This window comes from Collinsella sp. AM15-2, assembly GCF_003471985.1.
Classification (GTDB): domain Bacteria; phylum Actinomycetota; class Coriobacteriia; order Coriobacteriales; family Coriobacteriaceae; genus Collinsella.
On record NZ_QRKO01000005.1, the window covers coordinates 85327 to 104381 of the forward strand.

Annotated in this window: 17 protein-coding genes and 1 other RNA gene; 16 read left to right on the plus strand and 2 right to left on the minus strand. The window is 61.3% G+C overall.

Features of this window, described 5'->3' with window-relative positions:
• Nucleotides 1–3: 3 nt before the first annotated feature.
• The 4 genes from DW171_RS03745 (at nt 4) to gatB (ending at nt 4748) form a co-directional block, all read left to right on the plus strand.
• Nucleotides 4–921 (plus strand): class C sortase, encoded by a 918-nt coding sequence (locus tag DW171_RS03745; RefSeq protein WP_158571006.1) that lies wholly within the window; start codon nt 4–6, stop codon nt 919–921.
• A gap of 325 nt (nt 922–1246) precedes the next feature.
• Entirely contained in the window at nt 1247–1558 is a 312-nt protein-coding gene (gene gatC / locus DW171_RS03755; protein WP_055287082.1) for an Asp-tRNA(Asn)/Glu-tRNA(Gln) amidotransferase subunit GatC, read from the plus strand.
• On the plus strand, nt 1558–3072 hold the full coding sequence (gene gatA, locus DW171_RS03760; protein ID WP_118270462.1) for an Asp-tRNA(Asn)/Glu-tRNA(Gln) amidotransferase subunit GatA: 1515 nt from the start codon (nt 1558–1560) through the stop codon (nt 3070–3072). The genes gatC and gatA overlap by 1 nt, the downstream gene beginning before the upstream one ends.
• On the plus strand, nt 3072–4748 hold the full coding sequence (gene gatB, locus DW171_RS03765) for an Asp-tRNA(Asn)/Glu-tRNA(Gln) amidotransferase subunit GatB (protein WP_118270463.1): 1677 nt from the start codon (nt 3072–3074) through the stop codon (nt 4746–4748). Before gatA ends, gatB begins: the two co-directional genes overlap by 1 nt.
• A gap of 299 nt (nt 4749–5047) precedes the next feature.
• Here the strand turns inward: gatB and DW171_RS03770 are convergent, their stop codons facing one another.
• Nucleotides 5048–6052 carry an AraC family transcriptional regulator gene (locus DW171_RS03770; RefSeq protein ID WP_118270464.1) on the minus strand — a complete coding sequence of 335 codons (1005 nt, stop codon included), beginning with the start codon at nt 6050–6052 and terminating at the stop codon, nt 5048–5050.
• 114 nt (nt 6053–6166) lie between these two features.
• On the opposite strand from DW171_RS03770, the gene DW171_RS03775 reads away from it, so the two are divergent.
• The 6 genes from DW171_RS03775 (at nt 6167) to DW171_RS03795 (ending at nt 13295) form a co-directional block, all read left to right on the plus strand.
• Entirely contained in the window at nt 6167–7993 is a 1827-nt protein-coding gene (locus DW171_RS03775; protein WP_199569963.1) for an ABC transporter ATP-binding protein, read from the plus strand.
• Nucleotides 7994–9751 carry an ABC transporter ATP-binding protein gene (locus tag DW171_RS03780; protein WP_118238410.1) on the plus strand — a complete coding sequence of 586 codons (1758 nt, stop codon included), beginning with the start codon at nt 7994–7996 and terminating at the stop codon, nt 9749–9751. It abuts the gene before it with no gap.
• A 195-nt stretch (nt 9752–9946) separates the two neighbouring features.
• Nucleotides 9947–10192 carry a DUF6110 family protein gene (locus DW171_RS03785; RefSeq protein WP_118238409.1) on the plus strand — a complete coding sequence of 82 codons (246 nt, stop codon included), beginning with the start codon at nt 9947–9949 and terminating at the stop codon, nt 10190–10192.
• Between the two features lie 78 nt (nt 10193–10270).
• Nucleotides 10271–12286, plus strand: a complete 2016-nt coding sequence (locus DW171_RS03790; protein ID WP_233539089.1) for a heavy metal translocating P-type ATPase — start codon at nt 10271–10273, stop codon at nt 12284–12286.
• Nucleotides 12287–12429: 143 nt separating this feature from the next.
• Nucleotides 12430–12783, plus strand: coding sequence for a hypothetical protein (locus DW171_RS10140; protein ID WP_158571007.1), 354 nt, complete (start codon nt 12430–12432; stop codon nt 12781–12783).
• The gene (locus tag DW171_RS03795; RefSeq protein ID WP_158571008.1) at nt 12780–13295 is read left to right on the plus strand and encodes a PIN domain-containing protein; all 516 of its coding nucleotides are present in this window, start codon (nt 12780–12782) and stop codon (nt 13293–13295) included. The genes DW171_RS10140 and DW171_RS03795 overlap by 4 nt, the downstream gene beginning before the upstream one ends.
• Nucleotides 13296–13353: 58 nt before the next feature.
• On the opposite strand, the gene DW171_RS03800 is transcribed toward DW171_RS03795, so the two are convergent.
• Nucleotides 13354–13788 (minus strand): hypothetical protein, encoded by a 435-nt coding sequence (locus tag DW171_RS03800; protein ID WP_118270467.1) that lies wholly within the window; start codon nt 13786–13788, stop codon nt 13354–13356.
• Nucleotides 13789–14027: 239 nt separating this feature from the next.
• Here DW171_RS03800 and ssrA point away from each other — a divergent pair.
• The 6 genes from ssrA (at nt 14028) to DW171_RS03830 (ending at nt 18885) form a co-directional block, all read left to right on the plus strand.
• Nucleotides 14028–14391, plus strand: a transfer-messenger RNA (tmRNA) gene (gene ssrA / locus DW171_RS03805).
• Nucleotides 14392–14977: 586 nt separating this feature from the next.
• On the plus strand, nt 14978–15856 hold the full coding sequence (locus DW171_RS03810) for a patatin family protein (protein WP_118270468.1): 879 nt from the start codon (nt 14978–14980) through the stop codon (nt 15854–15856).
• A gap of 157 nt (nt 15857–16013) precedes the next feature.
• Nucleotides 16014–16457 carry a 50S ribosomal protein L13 gene (rplM, locus tag DW171_RS03815; protein ID WP_022094635.1) on the plus strand — a complete coding sequence of 148 codons (444 nt, stop codon included), beginning with the start codon at nt 16014–16016 and terminating at the stop codon, nt 16455–16457.
• Nucleotides 16458–16459: 2 nt separating this feature from the next.
• Nucleotides 16460–16855 (plus strand): 30S ribosomal protein S9, encoded by a 396-nt coding sequence (gene rpsI, locus DW171_RS03820; protein ID WP_022094634.1) that lies wholly within the window; start codon nt 16460–16462, stop codon nt 16853–16855.
• Between the two features lie 123 nt (nt 16856–16978).
• The gene (gene glmM, locus DW171_RS03825; protein ID WP_118270469.1) at nt 16979–18316 is read left to right on the plus strand and encodes a phosphoglucosamine mutase; all 1338 of its coding nucleotides are present in this window, start codon (nt 16979–16981) and stop codon (nt 18314–18316) included.
• A 101-nt stretch (nt 18317–18417) separates the two neighbouring features.
• A complete protein-coding gene (locus tag DW171_RS03830; RefSeq protein ID WP_334203750.1) occupies nt 18418–18885 on the plus strand; it encodes a PTS glucose transporter subunit IIA in 468 nt (155 codons plus the stop codon).
• Nucleotides 18886–19055 lie beyond the last annotated feature (170 nt).

A 19055-nucleotide genomic window follows, 5' to 3' on the forward strand; every position in this document is an offset into this window, starting at 1 on the left:
CATATGAAGAGCAATAACGCCGCGGACAACGGCGGCTCAAGCCCTCAGCCCAAACCTCAACCAAAGCCCAAGCGCCGTCGCAAGCGACTGCCGCGCTGGGCCGACCGTCTCATCACCATCGTCATCATCCTTATTGGCGTGGGCCTTATGACCTGGCCGTGGATTTTGGACCGGCTCGAGGCCTCGGGCGTGTTCAACCAAATCAGCACGGTGTCCAGCACCGTGGACGCGCTATCTGCCGAGGAGCGCGAGCGCATTCTGCTCCAGGCTCGCTCCTTTAACGAGCAGCTGGCGGGCGAGGCCACCGAGCTCCCCGCCGACCAGATTGAGCCCTACGCTCAGCAGCTCATCTTTGACCGCGACCCCATGATGAGCTGGGTCGAGATCCCCTCCATCGACGTGAGCATGCCCATCTACCACGGCACGAGCGAGGAAGTCCTTATGGCCGGCGTCGGCCACCTGGAGGGCACGAGCCTGCCGGTGGGCGGCGCCTCGACGCATTGCGTACTCACCGCGCACTCGGGCATGCGCAACCTGAGCATGTTCGACGATATTCACTCGCTGGAACCCGGCGACCTGGTGCTGCTGCACACCATGAACAAGACGTTCGCTTATAAAGTGGTCGACTCCGAAGTGGTGCTGCCCGAGGAGATGGAGTCGCTGACCATCGAGCCCGGCGCCGACAAGGTGACGCTCGTCACCTGCACGCCCTACGGCGTGAACGACCATCGCCTGCTGGTGCATTGCGTGCGCACCAAGTACAACAAGAAGGACGTCGACAAGCAAAAATCACTGGCCGGCCGCCACTGGGGCAAGCGCGAGTTTGCCGTGCTCATCGTGGTCGTAGCCATTGTGCTGTTGCTGCTGGACATCGTGATCCACGCGGTCCGCAAACGCCGCAAGGCCAAGGCCTCAGCATAGGGCATTCTCCAGAACCACCACAATGGGGGCAGGCACCTTTGTGGTGGTCGGGACTTCCAAACCATCACAACATTCGATGAAAATCGCGATTTTGGCGAAAAGCGTCGAATGTTGTGATGGTCTTCGTTGTGGACGGCGCGGTTTTCGTTATGGGCGGGATGGTTTTCGCTATGGACGGTGCGGTTTCGCTCCAGAACCGCCAGTCCGCAGCCTGCCAACCGCCGCCCTCGTTACGTTTTCGCTGCATTTGGGTAAAGCGCCTGCTCCAAGCCGGCGTTGCCTTGTATACTAGAGCGGTTTAACTGTTATGCGGAAGGGAGCGCCTATGGCACTCAGCGAGAAAGATGTGCGCGGCATCGCCGAGTACGCAAAGATCGCACTGACCGATGACGAGCTCACCCAGATGACGTCCTACCTGAACGACGCCGTCCAGATGCTCGAGCCCGTCTTGCAATATGACTTGCCCGACGTGGAGCCCACGTTCCATCCCATCGGAAGCCTGTCCAACGTGATGGGCGATGACCTGCGCGAGCCCGAGCGCGACCTGCCGCTTGACGTCGCGCTGGAAAACGCCGGCAGCGCGCGCGACCGCTACTTCCGCGTGCCGTCCATTTTGGGAGAGGGGGAGAGCGAGTAATGGCGCAGAGCTTCGATTCCCTTACTGCCGCCCAGATCGCCGCGGGCGTTGCCGCCGGCGACTTTACCGCTACCGAGGTGGCCCAGGCCTCCCTTGACGCCATCGAGGCGCGCGAGGGCGGGGTCCAGGCATTCCTGCAGGTGGCGCCCGAGCTTGCGCTCGAGGCCGCCGCGCGCGTGGATGCCGACCGTGCCGCAGGCGAGCCTCTGCCTCCGCTCGCGGGCGTGCCGCTGGCCATCAAGGACAACATGAACCTCGTGGGCACGCGCACCACCTGTGCTTCCCGCATGCTCGAGAACTACCAGAGCGTCTACACCGCTACCTGCGTCCAGCGCATGCTCGACGCCGGCTGCCTGCCCATGGGCAAGGCCAACATGGACGAGTTTGCCTTTGGCAGCTCCACCGAGAGCTCGGCGTTCCACCGCACCAACAACCCTTGGGATACCGAGCGCGTGCCCGGCGGCTCTTCGGGCGGCTCCGCTGCCGCCGTCGCCGCGGGCGAGGTCGCGCTCTCGCTGGGCTCGGATACCGGCGGCTCCATTCGCCAGCCGGCGTCGCTGTGCGGCGTGGTGGGCTTTAAGCCCACGTATGGCGCCGTGAGCCGTTACGGCGTGGTCGCCTTTGGCTCGTCGCTCGACCAGGTGGGTCCCTTTGGCCGCACGGTCGAGGACGTCGCGCTGGCCATGAACGCGCTTACCGGCGCGGGCCACGATCCGTACGACTGCACCAGCCAGGATTGCGCCGTCGACTTTACCGAGCATCTCAACGACAGCATCGAGGGCAAGCGCGTGGGCATTATCCCTGCGTTTATGGAGGCCGAGGGTCTGACGCCCGAGGTCAAGGCCGCTGTTCAGCGCGCCGCCCAGGAGCTGCAGAACCAGGGCGCCGAGCTGGTCGAGGTCGACCTGCCGCACATGGATGCCGCCATCGCCGCCTACTACGTCATCGGCCCGGCCGAGGCGTTCTCCAACCTGGCCCGCTTCGACGGCATTCGCTACGGCTATCAGGAGGAGGGCTGCGCCAACCTGTCCGACCAGAGCTCGCTGTCGCGCGCCCACGGCTTTGGCGCCGAGGCCAAGCGCCGTCAGATGCTCGGCGCCTACCTGCTGAGCTCGGGCGTGTACGACAAGTACTACTACGCCGCGCAAAAGGCCCGCACGCTCATCACGCAGGACTACGACGCCGCGTATGCCAAGGTGGACACCATCCTCATGCCCGCCTCGCCGCGCACGGCTTTTAAGTTTGGCGAGATTAGCGACCCCACGCAGATGTACCTTTCGGACCTGTACACCATTTCGCTCAACATCTGCGGCAACGGTGGTATCTCGGTGCCGCTGGGCCTGGGCGAGGATGCTCATCTGCCCGTTTCTGCCCAGCTGGTGGGGCCTGCCTTTAAGGACCGTCAGCTGCTCACGTTTGCCCGCGCCCTGGAGCGCGGCTTTGCCGATGCCGCCACGGGAGCGCCCGCGCTTTCCGTCGCGCCCGATTTTGCCGGGAAGGGAGGCGAGCTGTAATGAAGGAGCTTTCCGAGGTCCTGCAGGATTGGGAGGCCGTGATCGGCCTGGAGATCCACACCGAGCTCACCGCACTCGATACCAAGATGTTCTGCAACTGCAAGCTCAGCCACGATGACGAGCCCAACGCCAACGTGTGCCCGGTGTGCCTGGGCCTGCCCGGCGCCCTGCCGGTGCCCAACAAGCGCGCTATCGAGAGCATCGTCAAGGCCGGTCTCGCCACCAACTGCGAGATCCAGCGCCACTCGATGTTCTACCGCAAGCACTACTTCTATCCCGATATGGCCAAGAACTTCCAGACCACGCAGGGTCCGGTCGCCTTTGCCATGTACGGCCACCTGGATCTTGATGTGACCGGTCGCGGTGCCGCCGAGCGCCCCGAATGCGCGTTTGGCGAGGCCGAGGCCCAGAGCCTGGCGAGCGCCTCGGCCAACGCCGAGGGCTTGTCCACGTCCATGACGTCGACCATGCGCGAGGGCAACCAGCGCGCCGGCCACCTGGCCAGCTATGACGCGTCCAACTTGCAGATGCCCGAGCGTCGCGAGGACGGTTCCTACACGGTGCCCATCCGCATCCTGCGCATCCACATGGAGGAGGACGCCGCCAAGATGGTTCACGTGGGCGGCGCCGAGGGCCGCATTACCGCCGCGGCCGAGTCGCTCGTCGACTACAACCGCTGCGGCACGCCGCTGATCGAGCTCGTCACCGAGCCCGACCTGCGCACGCCCGAGGAGGCTCGCCTGTTTATGGAGAAGCTCCGCCGCATCTTTGTGACGCTGGGCATTTCGGACTGCTCCATGGAGAAGGGTTCCATGCGCTGCGATGGCAACGTGTCGCTGCGCCGCCGCGGCGAGACCAAGCTGGGTACCAAGACCGAGCTCAAGAACCTCAACTCGTTTAAGAGCCTGCATGACGGCCTTGCCTACGAGATCTGCCGTCAGGCCGAGGTGCTCGAGGAGGGCGGAATCATCTATCAGGAGACCCGCCACTGGGAGCCCAGCCGCAAGCGCACCGTGGTCATGCGTGTGAAGGAAACGGCCGACGACTATCGTCTGTTCCCCGATCCCGACTTGGCGCCGTTCGACCTGGACGACGAGTTTATCGATCGTTGCCGTGGCGAGATCCCCGAGCTGCCCGATGCCAAGCGCGCTCGTTTTGAGGCCGACTTTGGCATTAAGACGGCCGACGCCGAGCAGATTGCCGGCGACCCGGAGTTTGCCGAGTTCTTTGAGGCCGCCGCTGCCGGTATGGCTGGCAAGGAGGCCCAGACGGTCGCAAACCTGCTGGTCAACGAGATGATCGCCTACCTTAAGGGAGCGGGTGTGTCGCTCGCCGAGTCCGGCATCGCGCCGGCTCAGGTGGCAGCGCTGGCTAAGCTGCTGGCGACCGACGCCATCAGCTCCAACCAGGCGCACGAGGTCTTTGAGGCCATGGCCCAGACCGGCGACGACCCCAATAAGATCGTCGACGAGCGCGGTATGCGTCAGGTGAGCGATGCCGGCGCGCTGCAGCCGATCGTGGACGAGGTGCTGGCAAACTGTGCCGATCAGGCACAGCAGTATCGTGATGGCAACCAGAAGGTCATCGGCTTTTTGGTGGGCCAGTGCATGAAGGCGAGCCGCGGCAAGGGCAACCCGAAGCTCTTCAACGAGTTGCTGAGAACGTCGCTCTCGTAGCTGCGAGGCCGGGGAAGCCCCGAGTCGCCGGGGTATTTCCTCCAAATTTCAAACAGTCCTATGCAAGACGAAGGCCACATTTAGTGGCCTTCTTTGCATGCGGAACTCATTTGGAGCAAACACCCCGGCGACTCGGGGCTTCCCCGGCCAGACGACTCGGCCGTTCGGGTCAGACGGGCTGAATTGAATAGAGTGAATGGGCGCGCCGTTGGCGCGCCCATTTTTGTAAATGTGACAAAAGGACAGTCCCTTTGTCACATTGCGTGTGGAACTCATGGGGCTGTCCCTTTGCCGTCTTTTTATTGATGTTGGGAGCGCCAGGTGGTGGGGGTGGTGCCGGTGTGTTGCTTGAAGGCTTGGGCGAAGGCGGCCTGCTGAGGGTAGCCTAGACGCTCTGCGACCTGCGCTATCGTGAGCGAGCTATCGGCCAAAAGGTCCTGTGCTCGCTCCATACGGCGTCTGCGAATGTAGGCACCCAGGGACTCGCCGGTTTGGGCCTTAAAGGTGGCGCATAGCTTGGAGCGGCTTGTGTAGAGCCTCTCGGCTACCTCGTTGATACCCACACGTCTGCCTTTGTCGAGCGCGCGCTCAATCATTGCCGTTGCTTCTTCGGCAATGGTTATGCTGGCGCGTGTGTCTGCCGCCCGCCGCGCCTGCTTGTGGGCCGCGCGCGAACAGGCGAGCTCCGCGACCATGGTCTCCACGATGCCTTGCATATAGACGTGTCCGCCTACGGTGCGGGCGCGGTCCTCGTTAATCCGGCGCAGCGTGTGGCAGATGGCAGACGTCGCCTCCTCGTGCCACGACTCGGCAAACGCCTCAAAGACTCCCGCGAACTCAGTGGGATACCGATGCTCCAGCTCGTCAAAATACCCGGGCAAAAAGAGCACCGAGCGCGAGTGATAAAGCTGCCCTGCAAACAGCGGACTTAGTTCCTCGCCGCAGCTATCTTGGATAAAGCTGCACACCGCGCTGTTCGGCCACGGTCCATGCAAGGGTTTAAGGTTCGCAGGCGTTATGCCAGCCTCGGGCATGCATATAAGTGTGGGCGCGCTGACCTCGCTCACGCAGGCGTACGGTTCGGGTGTGTATTCGGCCAGGTACATATCGTGCATCGGGGTAATGAAATGCTCCATAACGATGCAGGCGGGGGAGAGAGGCATGATCCATGCGCGTCCGTGCGCCCGATCGTTTGCCACCTCGCCGGTAAAGACGGCGCCCTTGCCGGTAAGCTCCAGGCCAAACTGCTCAAACTGCGGTGCGTAGAGCTCGGTTATGTCGGTCGCTGCCCGCCGTATTTGCAAAAGCGTCCCTTTCCTTTGCAGAAACGTCCACGCCTGGCTCGATTGTGAGCCATGGCTAACACATCAATGATAAGTTCATTACGGTTAACTCTCAAGCCGTTAGAAAGGAATCTCATGGCAAAGGGATCAAAAAAGGAAGGCGGCGGTATCGGCGAGCTGCTTGCATATGCCGGCGACCGTAAATTCCTAACATATTTGGGCATGGCCCTCTCGGCGCTCTCGCAGCTGCTGAGCTTTGGCCCGTACGTGTGCATTTGGCTTGTCGCGCGCGATCTGATCGCCGTGGCACCTAACTGGAGCGAAGCCTGCGATATCGCGATGTATGGTTGGTGGGCCGTCGGTTTTGCCCTGGTGAGCATCGTGATTTATTTCGTGGGGCTCATGTGCACACACCTATCCGCGTTTCGTTGCGCGTCCAATATCCGCAAGGCTACGAGCGAGCATCTGCTTAAGCTGCCGCTCGGCTACTTTGACACGCACGCCACCGGTGAGCTGCGCCGTATCGTAGACGGATGCGCCGCCTCAACCGAGACACTGCTCGCGCACATGCTGCCCGATATCGCCGGCGCCACCGCCATGGTCGCAGGTCTGCTCGTGCTGCTTTTCGCCCTCGATTGGCGCTTGGGCGCGGCATGCCTTATCTCGGTCGTCGTTTCGCTTGGCGCCATGGCCGCCATGATGGGCGGCAAGGGCGGCGAGTTTATGAAGGCCTACATGGGCGCGCTGGTCAAGATGAACAAGACCGGCACCGAATACGTACGCGGTATCCCCGTGGTCAAGGTATTCCAGCAGACGGTCTACTCCTTTAAGGCCTTCCACGATGCGATCGCCGAATACGCCGACATGGCGCAAAGCTATGCGGGCACGTTCTGCCGAGGTCCACAGGTGCTCAACCTTACCGCGCTCAATGGTCTTGTGGCATTCCTTTTGCCCGTGGCGTTGCTGTTGGTGCCGGGCGAGACGGACTTTGCACGCTTTATGACCAACTTCACGTTTTACGCGATCTTTTCGGCCGTGGTGCCGACGGCCATGACCAAGCTTATGTTTGTGGGCGAGGCGTCTCAGATGAGTGCCGATTCGCTGGCGCGTATCCGAAGCGTTATGGATTCCAAGCAGCTCTCCGTGCCTGCCCAGCCCAAGCATCCTGTTGGTAGCGATGTGCGCTTTGAGGACGTGAGCTTTACCTACGAGGGTGCCGAAGCGCCTGCCGTCGATCATGTGAGCTTTAGCGTTCCCGCAGGTAGCACCCTTGCGTTGGTTGGTCCCTCGGGCGGCGGTAAGTCAACCTGCGCAAGCCTGATCCCGCGTTTTTGGGATGTTTCCGCGGGTCGCGTGCTCGTAGGCGGCGTAGACGTTCGCGACATGGATCCCCACGAGCTTATGGACCAGGTTGCCTTCGTGTTTCAGACCAACCAGCTGTTCCGACAAACACTTGCCGACAACGTGCGCGCCTCCAAGCCCACGGCCACTGACGACGAAGTGCGCGCGGCCCTCTCCGCGGCCCAGTGCGACGATATCGTGGCCAAGCTTCCACAGGGCATCAATACCATGCTCGGCCCCGGCGGAGCATATCTTTCGGGCGGCGAGGTCCAGCGCGTGGCACTCGCCCGCGCGATCCTTAAAGACGCGCCTATCGTGGTGCTCGATGAGGCCACGGCGTTTGCCGACCCCGAGAACGAGGCGCTCATCCAGCGCGCCTTTAGCAAGCTGGCGGCGGGTCGCACGGTCATTATGATCGCGCACCGGCTTTCGACCGTGGTGGGGGCCGACAAGATCGTGGTGCTCAACCAAGGTAGCGTGCAGGAGGCCGGCACCCATGCCGAGCTGCTGTCCCAAAAGGGTCTATACGCCAAGATGTGGGCTGAATACGAACAGGCCGCGAGCTGGAAAATCACTGCAGCGACCGCGGATGCCGCCGTCACGAAGGGAGGCGAGGCCTAAATGTTCGCCTCATTCCAAAAGAAGTATTTCCTATCCGATAAAGGCGTCGCCGGCGTAAAACGCGGCATTTTCTGGACCACGCTCACCAATCTCATTACCATGGCCGGCATGGGCTTATTGTTCCTGGTCATGGCCGGTTTTGTCGAGCATCTTGCCAGCGGGGCCGATCTGCCGGGCGCGCTGCCCATTGTGGGTGGTCTTGTTATCTTTTTTGCGCTGCTCTTTGCCTCTAATTGGCAGCAGTACTATTACACGTACTGCATCTTTTACGAGGAGTGCGGCAAACAGCGCATGGAGATCGCCGAGCGCTTGCGCAAACTGCCGCTGTCGTTTTTTGGTCGTCGTGATCTGGCCGATTTGACCGAGACCATCATGGGCGACGTTCAGACCATGGAGCATGCTTACAGTCATGTGCTGGGAGAGCTCTGGGGCGCCATCATCGCAAGCGCCATCGTGTTCATATCATCGCTGTTCTTTTGCTGGCAGCTGGCGATAGCGGCGTTCTGGAGCGTGCCCGTGGCCTTTGCCGTGCTGTATCTAACGCGCGGCCCCATGGCCCCGGTGTTCGACCGCGTGCGTGCCGAGAAGGTCAAGGTCACCGAGGCCATCCAGGAGACACTCGACTGTGTGCGCGAGATTCGCGCTACCAACCAGGAGGCCCATTATCTCGAGGGACTCAATGCCGTCATCGACGCCGAGGAGCGCGAGACCACCACAGGCGAGCTCGCTAGCGGGCTTTTGGTCAATTCCGCTTTTGCCATCCTGCGCCTGGGGATTGCCACTACGTTGGTCACGGGCGCCGCGATGGTCGCCTCCGGCCAGGTCGACTTTTTGGTGATGTTTGCCTTCCTGCTTATGGTGAGCCGCATCTATGCGCCCTTTGATCAGGCGCTGATGCTGATGACCGAGCTGTTTGCCGCCGAGTCGTCGGCCAAGCGCATGCGCTCCATCATGGAGGAGCCCATAGCGCGGGGCAGCGAGAAGTTTGAGCCCGTGGGCCATGACGTGGTGTTCGATCACGTGGCATTTAGCTATGGTGCGGGCGAGGACGGCCGTGCCGGCGAGAAGGTCTTGACCGACGTGAGCTTTACCGCCAAGGAGGGCGAGGTCACGGCGCTGGTCGGTCCTTCGGGCTCCGGTAAGTCCACGGTGAGCCGCCTGGCCGCGCGCTTTTGGGACGCCACCGAAGGCACGGTCACCGTGGGTGGCGTGGATGTTGCGAACGTGGACCCCGAGGTGCTGCTGCGCGACTACGCCATTGTGTTCCAAGATGTGCTGCTCTTTGACGATACGGTGATGGGAAACATTCGTCTTGGCCGTCGCGATGCCACCGATGAGGAAGTGCTTGCCGCCGCGCGTGCCGCCAACTGCGACGAGTTCGTAAGCCGCATGCCGCAGGGATATGACACTATGATTGGCGAGAACGGCTCCAAGCTCTCCGGTGGTGAGCGCCAGCGTATCTCCATCGCCCGTGCGCTGCTCAAAGACGCGCCGATCGTGTTGCTGGACGAAGCGACGGCGAGCTTGGATGTGGAGAACGAGACCGTGGTGCAGCAGGCGCTCTCCCGCCTGCTTGCAGGCAAGACGGTTATCGTGATTGCCCACCGTATGCGCACGGTGGAAAATGCCGACAAGATCGTTGTGCTCAAGGATGGCGTGGTAGCCGAGCAGGGCGCTCCGGCGCAACTCAAGGCGGCAGGTGGAGAATTCGCCCGCATGGTGGCGCTGCAAAAGGAAGCAGCTACCTGGCAGTTGTAAGAAGGGGCAAAGGGACAGTCCCTTTGTCACATTGACAATCGGTTACTCCGCATCGTTAATTTTCAAAAGGTTAGCCATGGCTGACCTAGATAGTTAGATAAAATTGAGATATTTCAAAAGCGTGCTCGAGCAAACTTGTTTACTCGGGTGCTGAGGCACCATGCCGCGTCCAATGCGGCAAAAGGGAGAAGCAACATGAAGAAGTCGACGTTTAACACCCTGCTTGTCGGTGGCGGTTTTCTGCTCGGTACGGCCGGCATCAAGCTGCTCACCAGCGCTCCGGTAAAGAATGCCTGCGTGCAGGGTATCGCGTGCGGCATGCGCATCAAGAACGGCTACCAGGACATGGTCGAGCAGGCCAAGGCTAATGTCGACGACATGGTTGCCGAGGCGGCCTACATCACCCAGAGCGAGGCCACCGCGGACAACGCAGCCGAGTAGCGCTCCCAGGCACAAACTATGAGATTCTCGATTATCAGCGAGATCCCCGGCAGGACCCGCCTTCAGTTGGCGGGTCCTGTGCCAGAGAGCGATCTCGATGCGCTTCTAAAGCTCAGCGGCGAAATCGACGGTGTGCGCAAGGTGTGCGTCTACGGCCGCATCGGCCAGATGGCGCTCGAATACGACGAGCCACGTCGCGATGCCGTGCTGGCCGCCGTCGGTGCGCTCGACGCTCAGGCCATTGCCGACGCAAAGACGGGTTACGTGATGCAGCTTGAGCCGCGCAAGCACAAACTCGTTATGGACCTGGCGACACTCGTCGGTGCCCATTACGCACGTCGCTGGTTTTTGCCCACGCCACTGCGTGCGGTGTTTGTCGTGGCCGGTTACATGGCATTTTTGCGCGCCGCCCTCCGTGAGCTCGCGCAGCCGCGCCTGACCGTTCCCGTGCTCGACGCTTCGGCCATCGGTATCTCGTTTGTCAAACGTGACGTCGACACCGCGGGCCAGACGATGTTCCTGCTCAACGTGGGCGAGCTGCTCGAGGACTACACCCGCGCCATGAGCGAAAACGAGCTCATCAACTCGCTGCTCGATGTGCCCGACAAGGCGCAAAAAGTGGTTGGTGACACCGAGGTAAGCGTTGCCGCCACCGAGCTTGAGCCCGGCGATCTGGTCGCCGTGCGCACTGGCATGTCCATCTGCATCGACGGTGTTGTCGAGCAGGGGAGCGCTATGGTCAACCAGGCGACCCTGACCGGCGAGCCGCTGGCCGTCGAGCGCAGCGTGGGCGACGACGTGTTCGCCGGTACCGTCGTGGAAGACGGCAGCATCTTGGTGCGCGTGCGCGCCAACACGGCGCAGACCAAGCTGCGCTCGATCGTCTCGCTCGTGCAGACGGCCGACTCGCTCAAGTCCGAGGGCCAGTCGCACATGGAAGACCTCGCCAACAAGATCGTTCCGTGGAACTTCCTGCTTGCGGGTCTGGTCGCGCTTACCACGCGCAGCCTTATCAAGACCTCGGCGGCACTGATGGTCGACTACTCGTGCGCACTCAAACTCACGGGTTCCGTTGCCGTCATGACTGCCATGAGCGATGCTGCCAAGATGGGCGTCATGGTCAAGGGCGCCAAGTACTTTGAGTCGTTTGCCAAGGCCGACACCATTGTGTTTGATAAGACCGGCACGCTCACCGAGGCACAGCCGCGTCTTGCCTGCGTGCTCACCACCGATGGCTGGAGTGAGGACGAGGTCCTGCGCCTTTCTGCCTGCCTGGAGGAGCATTTCCCGCATCCGGTGGCGCGCGCCGTGGTTAACGCTGCCCGTGAGCGCGGGCTCGAGCACCGCGAGCGCCATGCCGCCGTCGAGTACATCGTGGCGCACGGCATCGCTTCGTCCATCGAGGGGCGTCGCGCCATCATCGGTTCCGCGCACTTTGTATTTGAGGACGAGAGCGCGCAGCTCGATTCCGACATTAAGGAGCGCATAGGGTCCCAGATGCAGGGCCTGTCGCCGCTGTATCTGGCGGTCGATGGCAAGGTCGTCGGCGTGCTCGGCATCGAGGATCCGCTCAAGGCCGGGGTCCGTGAGGCCATCGCCGACCTGCATGCGCTGGGCGTCAAGCACGTGGTCATGCTCACGGGTGACTCCGAGCGCACGGCCGAGCGCATCGCGCGCGAGGCGGGTGTCGACGAGTTTAAGGCCGAGCTGCTGCCCGAGGACAAGTACGCGTATGTGGAGCGCATTAAGAGCGAGGGGCGCCACGTTGCCATGGTGGGCGACGGCGTCAACGACTCACCGGCGCTGGGCCTGGCCGACGTGGGCCTGGCCATGGGTGGCGGAAGCGACATCGCCAAGGAGGTCGCCGATATCATCCTGACCGATACGGATCTGGCCGCAATCGTGCGCCTGCGCCGCATGAGTCAGGGCCTCATTGATCGTCTGACGAGCTCCTACTCTAAGGTGATGCTCACTAACTCGGCGCTGTTGGCATTGGGTATTACCGGCATGATCACTCCGCAGACGTCGTCACTGCTGCACAACGGCTCAACGATCGCCTACAGCCTGAGCAACGCGAAGGCCTACCTGCGTTAGCAGACGTGTTCGCCCACGTTATCTGGCCTGCGCCCAGACGGCATTTGTGTCGTCTGGGCGCAGGCCTTTTGCGTTTGACCATGTGCTAGCTTCTCTATATAGTGTTGCTAGCAGGGCTAGCAATTGAAGGGAGCGGGATCGACGTGGGTGCTGTTAGCGGCATGGCGCAGGTGAACGTTCGCGTGGATCGCCAGGTCAAGAACCGTGCCGAGGAGGCGCTGCGGCTTTCGGGCGGGTCACTGCCCGAGCTCATCAAAAAGGTGGTGGCAAAGGTTGCGCAGGGCGGCGAGAAGTGCGAGGAAGTGCTTGCGGCCGTCGACGACCGGCGGCAATCCGTCGCGCACGATACTCCGTTCGCCGCATCATGGGCGGCGGCGGATCAACTTTACGCGGACCTGGGCATCGCTGCGTCGCCCGTATCCGACGATCGCGATTGGGACACAATCTATTCCGAAGCCATGGACGAGTACTATCGCCAAAAGGGGATGATCCTGTGAGCGGGGCTCCCCTCAAAATAATGGTGGATGCCAACGTATGGGTTGATTCGTTTTGCGCCGACCATGCCGAGTCGCTTGCCGCACGTGCGTTTATTGGGCAGGCGACGGAGGCGGGGGCATTGCTGTTCTTTCCGGTGCATATCGCCAAGGACGTGCTGTACGTTGTCCAACACGAGCTCAAGCGTAGCGTTCTTGCCAGCGGGGGAGCGCTCGACGAGGCGTCTGCCCGCGCGATTGGCGATGCGGCGCTGGCGTTTGTTCGGAATATGACCGAAAACGCTATGGCCGTGGGCGCTGATGCATCCGATCTGTGGCTGGCCGACAAATACTTAGCACTCCATCGCGATTACGAGGACAACTTGGTGCTCGCCGCGTGCAAGCGCGCGCAGGTCGATTACTTGGTGACCAACGATCGCAAGCTGCTCGAACATGCCGATCTTGCAGCAAAGACACCTCGTCAAATGATGCCGATTCTTGCTTTGGCCGAACGCGGCGGCGCGGCTATCGGTTGACGCGAACTGTTTGCGGGCCTCTTGGACGACGATGCGCCAAGGGACCCGCGTCTGCTATTTACAAAAGCTCGGCCTTAATGGCGGGACTTTCTGCGAGCTGCTCGACTGCCTTTTCGTCGGAGCTGTCGAGTGCTGCCAGACTGCGGTAGACCCACTCGTTGACCTGGGTGTTCTTGACGCCTGCGGTCTGCATAAGGGCGCCTACCTCGCGGATTGCTGCGAGCAGATCGGCTTTGGGACCCGCGAGCTCGACCTCGATGCCGTGGTAGGCGGCCACACCGCGGTTCTCACTCACGTGGTCGATAAAGCCCTCGACGGCCTCAAGCTGCTGAGCGAGAGCTGCATCATCGTCAGCGTCCAGCGCGACGAGTGCGTTCGATACCGTGAGGGCGGGATGTCCGCAGGGGACAAAGCCTTCGATGACATCCATAGCTTCGGTAATGGTTGAGCCCAGGCCTGCGAGGGCATTGACGAGTTGCTGCTTGGTATCCATAACGGTCCTTTCGACGGGTCAATTTTGCTTGGCGAAAATATACGTGACGCGATCGGTAACAAAAGTGCGAAGTGCGGCGCACATTGGGGTCTTCACAGCTCGTGCATAGGACAGCTGTCCGCTTTCAGAACGTGGTAAGATAACACTCCACAAGCGGGGCTCGCCCCGTATGTTCCTTGAAAAGTCGACGGTTATCGGGTGTTTGCAGGCCCGATGCCATCCAGACTTTCCCAGCATTCGGGGGCGACTGGTTTCGACACGATAGCTCTGAGAGAGGAAGCAAGCCGAGGTCTCCTCGCCTCGTTAAACAGGGGTACCGTCAAATTGAATTGACAACAACTCTTCTTTTGAGCCTATGGCTCTCGCTGCCTAATTTATAGCGGCGCGTCAACCCGGTGATTTCCCCGACACCGGCGCGACGTCATGTTAGGGGAATGCTCCTGCGCACGTAATCGGTATGGCGCAGGCTAAGACCGAACCGGTTAGGACGCCGCGAGCGTGTCGCTGCGCGCAAAGCGTCCGAGACAAAACCAGCGACTGAGCTTGGAGATGCCAATCAGGGGGCTTTCGTGGACCGGAGTTCGATTCTCCGCGCCTCCACCATAAGCAACAGGCAGGTAGATATTCGTATCTACCTGCCTTTTTATTTCTAATCCGTACCGCGGAGAATCGAACTCTATGCAGGGCGCGGGCGTAAAGAAAACGCGTAAGCGTTTTTAGCCCGCGGGCGAGGACGCCGACAGGCGGCCGAAGCCGGTGCGGGTTCGCGAAGCGAACACGCGGATTCTCCGCGCAAAGCCTCAACCCTATGCAGATGCGATGCCGATCGGACTGCAGCCTGCCATGCCCCGCATCAACGTCGCCCCAGGCGGAAAATCCATCCCAGAATTCCGGCTCAGACTGGGATGCGGTTTCCGGATGACGTTTCAAGCGGAAACTGCATCCCGGAATCGACGCTCGGAATGGGATTCATTTTCCGGAAGACGCCTCAAGCGGAAAGTTCATCCCGGAATCCGCGCTCAGAACGGGTCGCGCTTTCCCAACGGCGGTCCAAGCGGAAAGCGCATCCCGTAATCCCGCCTCAAACTGGGACGCACTTTCCGCTGCACCTGCCGCCTCGAAAAACCTGCGCGCCCTCCATTCCAAAACTGGGTAGAAGAAAGCCAAAACGCAATCGCAGGAGGTCAACATGACTGCAGAAGATAAGGCAAAGAACGCCGGCAAGGTCGCGCTCGTTTTGGAGGGCGGCAGCTTCCGCGGGCAATTTACCGCAGGCGTACTCGACGTTCTCATGGAGGCCGGCGTCGAGATTCCGGCGGTATATGGCGTATCGGCCGGCGCCCTCAACGGCGTGAACTACAAGTCGCACCAGATCGGCCGTGCCAACCGCATCAACCTGGCTTTCTGCAACGACAACCGCTTCATGGGCGCCGCATCGTTTGCGTCCACGGGCTCCATCGTGGGTTACGACTTTATCTTCAACGATGTCCAGGACCGCCTGGACCCCTTTGACAACGAGACGTTCGACGCGAGCCCCATCGAGATGTACGCCGTCGCGACGGACATGCTCTTTGGAACCGCCACGTACCTCCCGGTCAAAAGCGCCGTACTTGACCTCGACGCCGTGCGCGCCTCGACCTCGTTGCCGCTGGTGACGCCGCCGGTCGAGATCGATGGGCACAAATACGTCGACGGCGGCGTAGCCGATTCGGTTCCCGTCGAGCACGTGCTGGAGGAGGCGGGCTTCGATCGCGCGGTTGTCATTGTCACGCAGGACCGCTCGTACGAGAAAAAGCCCTACGAGTTTATGCCCGCCGCACGCGCTCGCTATGCCGACTACCCCTACCTGCTCGAGGCTATCGAGACGCGCCACGACCGCTATAACATCCAGCGCATGCATCTATGGAAGTATGAGCGTGAGGGCCGCGCGCTGGTCGTTGCTCCGCAAAAGCCGGTCGAGGTCGGTCACGTTGAGCATGATCCGGCAAAGCTCCTCGACCTGTATATTCAGGGCCGCCAGGAGGCAAAGCGCCTACTGAGTGATATCGAGGCATTTGTCGAGCGCTAGTGTCGCGACGTCATGACCCATGGATGACATGTGCAGAAACTCTGGTCGGAGCCAAAATACCTGTTGACTCGTACGGTGAGCGGGGTAATATGGACGGGTTACTTGCAGAGCCCCGTGAATCTCTGTAACAACACGTACTGTACATGGAGGAGTCTAAGTGATTTCGAAATCGACTCACTACGCCAAGCAGGGCGAGGTCCAGCGCAACTGGGTTCTCGTCGACGCCGATGGTGCTGTCCTGGGCCGTCTTGCCACCCAGATCGCAATGATCCTGCGCGGTAAGAACAAGCCCCAGTTCACGCCCAACAGCGACTGCGGCGACTTCGTTGTCGTCATCAACGCCGATAAGGTCCAGCTTACCGGTAACAAGGCCGACACGAAGACCTATTATCGCCACAGCGGCTACAACGGCGGCCTCAAGGCTGAGAGCTTCCGCCAGGCTATGGAGAAGCACCCGGAGAAGGTTATCGAGCGCGCCGTTCGCGGTATGCTGCCCAAGACCACCCTCGGCCGTGCCCAGATGACCAAGCTTAAGGTCTACGCTGGTGCCGAGCATCCGCACGCTGCCCAGAACCCCACGAAGATTGAGCTGGAGGCTTAAAGATGGCTGAGAACACCGTTGTCTACCAGGGTACCGGCCGTCGTAAGAACGCCGTCGCCCGCGTCCGTCTCGTCCCCGGCACCGGCAAGGTGACCATCAACAAGCGTGACGCCGAGCAGTATTTCGGCCGTCATCAGCTCGTTGAGAACGCCCTTGCTCCCTTCAAGGTGACCGACACCGCCGGTCAGTTCGACGTTATCGCTCTGTGCGATGGCGGCGGCATCTCCGGTCAGTCCGGCGCTCTGCGCCTGGGCATCGCTCGCGCTCTTCTGAACGCTGGCGACTACCGTGCTGACCTCAAGAAGGCCGGTTTCCTTACGCGCGATGCTCGCGTGGTCGAGCGCAAGAAGTACGGCCTCAAGAAGGCCCGCCGCGCTCCCCAGTTCTCCAAGCGCTAAGGTTTTATCTCCTTTCGAGATACAATGTACAAGCGGGGCCTGCCGATTCCTCGGCGGGTCCCGCTTTTCTTTTTCGACTAGGGTGGGCGGTTGCATATCGCCTGCTAGGGAAGGAGCGATCCTATGCCCCAGAACATCTTCGGTACCGACGGCGTCCGTGGCGTCGCCAATGCCGACCTCTCGTGTGACCTCGCGTTTCGCCTGGGCCGCGCGGCGACCAAGTTCCTTGGTCCGGATATCTGTGTCGGCCGCGACACGCGTCTTTCGGGCACCATGCTCGAGAGCGCTCTGACCGCCGGCATCATGGCCGAGGGCGGCCGTCCGCACTGCTGCGGCGTCATCCCCACGCCTGCCGTGGCGCTGCTCACCGTCCAGAATGAGCTCGACGGCGGCATCGTCATCTCTGCTTCGCATAATCCGCCGGAGTTCAACGGCATCAAGTTCTTTAGCCGCAAGGGCATGAAGCTTCCCGATGCGGTCGAGGAAGAGATCAGCGCCTGGGTCATGTCCGAGGAAGCCATGGCTGCCGACACGCTGCCGACCGGTGCCGGCGTGGGCCACATCATCAAGATGAAGGACGCTCGCAAGGCATACGTCGACCACGCCATCGATACGCTTGATGGCCTGAGGCTCGATGGCCTGGTCGTTGCCGTCGACTGCGGTCACGGTGCTTCCTGCCAGACTACGCCCGCCGCGCTGCAGCGCCTGGGTGCCACGGTCCATGCCATCAACACCGATTACTGCGGCACCGACATCAATGTCGAGTGCGGCTCCACTCACCTCGAGCCCCTGCGCGAGCTCGTGCTGCGCACCCATGCTGACATCGGCCTGGCCCACGACGGCGACGCCGATCGCGTGCTCTTTGTGGACAGCGAGGGCAATGAGATCGACGGTGACTACATCCTGGCTATCTGCGGTTCTGACCTCGCCGCCCGCGGCAAGCTCGCCAGCTCCGAGATCGTCTCGACCGTCATGTGCAACCTGGGCTTCTCCATCGCTATGAAGGAGCAGGGCTTCGAGATGGTTCAGACCGCTGTGGGCGACCGTTATGTTCTTGAGCGTATGCTCGCGGACGGTGCCGTCATCGGCGGCGAACAGTCCGGCCACATCATCTTCCTGGAGCACAACACCACCGGTGACGGCCTGGTGACGGCTCTGCAGCTGCTGGCCGTGCTCAAGCGCACCGGTCGTACCCTCACCGATCTTGCCGGCATCATGAAGAAGTATCCGCAGGTACTCGTCAACGTGCATTCCGACAACAAGGCTGGTCTGGATGATTGCCAGCCCATCTGGGATGCCGTCGCTGCTGCCGAGAAGGAGCTTGACGGCCGCGGCCGCATTCTGGTGCGTCCGAGCGGTACCGAGCCGCTGGTCCGCGTTATGGCCGAGGCCGAGACGCACGAGCTGACCCAGCGCGTTGTCGACGACATCGTCGAGGTTGTCAAGCGCGAACTTCCCTAATGGTCAAAAACGAGTGCCAAGTGGTAAACTGTTAAGGTTATTTTGGTTGATCGGTATGTCCGAGGGGGAGCATGTTCACTAAAGTCCTAAGGTCTTTTGGTATGCGTGGTCGAGTCCTTACGCTGGATGCTCCCATCTCGGGCGACGTCATTCCGCTTTCCGAGGTAAACGACCAGACATTTGCCACCGGCCTTTTGGGCCAGGGCGTGGCGATTCAGCCTACCGGCACGCGTGTGATTGCACCGGCTGATGCCAAGGTCGAGGCCATTTTTCCCACGGGACACGCTGTTGCGCTTAACACGGTCGATGGCTTGGACGTGCTCATCCACGTTGGTTTGGACACTGTTCAGCTTGAGGGCAAGCACTTTACCGTATATGCGCAAGTGGGTGACATCGTCCATAAGGGCGATGTACTCATTGAGTTCGATCGCGAGGCAATTGCTGCCGAGGGCTACGATGTGACGGTTCCCATCTTGGTATGCAACTCCGTTGAGTTCTCGAGCATCAAGGGCTCCGTTGGCGCGCATGTCGAAGAGATGGACCAGCTCATCGTTGCTCGCGAGCGCTAACAAGTGCACGTGGCCATTAGCCTACAATTCAAACACGTTTACGGAGGGCGCCCTTGAAAGAGGACGCCCTCCGTGGCAAGATGGGATTTGTCCGAAGCTAAAAGGCTTTGGGTCACCGTGGACGGGCAGGGGCCTCGACGCGGTTAGACACGAGACACATACATTACGCG

Excerpts from the sequence above, each read along its gene's own strand:
- DW171_RS03745 (WP_158571006.1), top strand. The coding sequence starts at position 4 with ATGAAGAGCAATAACGCCGCGGACAACGGCGGCTCAAGCCCTCAGCCC.
- gatC (WP_055287082.1), top strand. The coding sequence starts at position 1,247 with ATGGCACTCAGCGAGAAAGATGTGCGCGGCATCGCCGAGTACGCAAAG.
- gatA (WP_118270462.1), top strand. The coding sequence starts at position 1,558 with ATGGCGCAGAGCTTCGATTCCCTTACTGCCGCCCAGATCGCCGCGGGC.
- gatB (WP_118270463.1), top strand. The coding sequence starts at position 3,072 with ATGAAGGAGCTTTCCGAGGTCCTGCAGGATTGGGAGGCCGTGATCGGC.
- DW171_RS03775 (WP_199569963.1), top strand. The coding sequence starts at position 6,167 with ATGGCAAAGGGATCAAAAAAGGAAGGCGGCGGTATCGGCGAGCTGCTT.
- DW171_RS03780 (WP_118238410.1), top strand. The coding sequence starts at position 7,994 with ATGTTCGCCTCATTCCAAAAGAAGTATTTCCTATCCGATAAAGGCGTC.
- DW171_RS03785 (WP_118238409.1), top strand. The coding sequence starts at position 9,947 with ATGAAGAAGTCGACGTTTAACACCCTGCTTGTCGGTGGCGGTTTTCTG.
- DW171_RS03800 (WP_118270467.1), bottom strand. The coding sequence starts at position 13,788 with ATGGATACCAAGCAGCAACTCGTCAATGCCCTCGCAGGCCTGGGCTCA.
- DW171_RS03810 (WP_118270468.1), top strand. The coding sequence starts at position 14,978 with ATGACTGCAGAAGATAAGGCAAAGAACGCCGGCAAGGTCGCGCTCGTT.
- rpsI (WP_022094634.1), top strand. The coding sequence starts at position 16,460 with ATGGCTGAGAACACCGTTGTCTACCAGGGTACCGGCCGTCGTAAGAAC.
- glmM (WP_118270469.1), top strand. The coding sequence starts at position 16,979 with ATGCCCCAGAACATCTTCGGTACCGACGGCGTCCGTGGCGTCGCCAAT.
- DW171_RS03830 (WP_334203750.1), top strand. The coding sequence starts at position 18,418 with ATGCGTGGTCGAGTCCTTACGCTGGATGCTCCCATCTCGGGCGACGTC.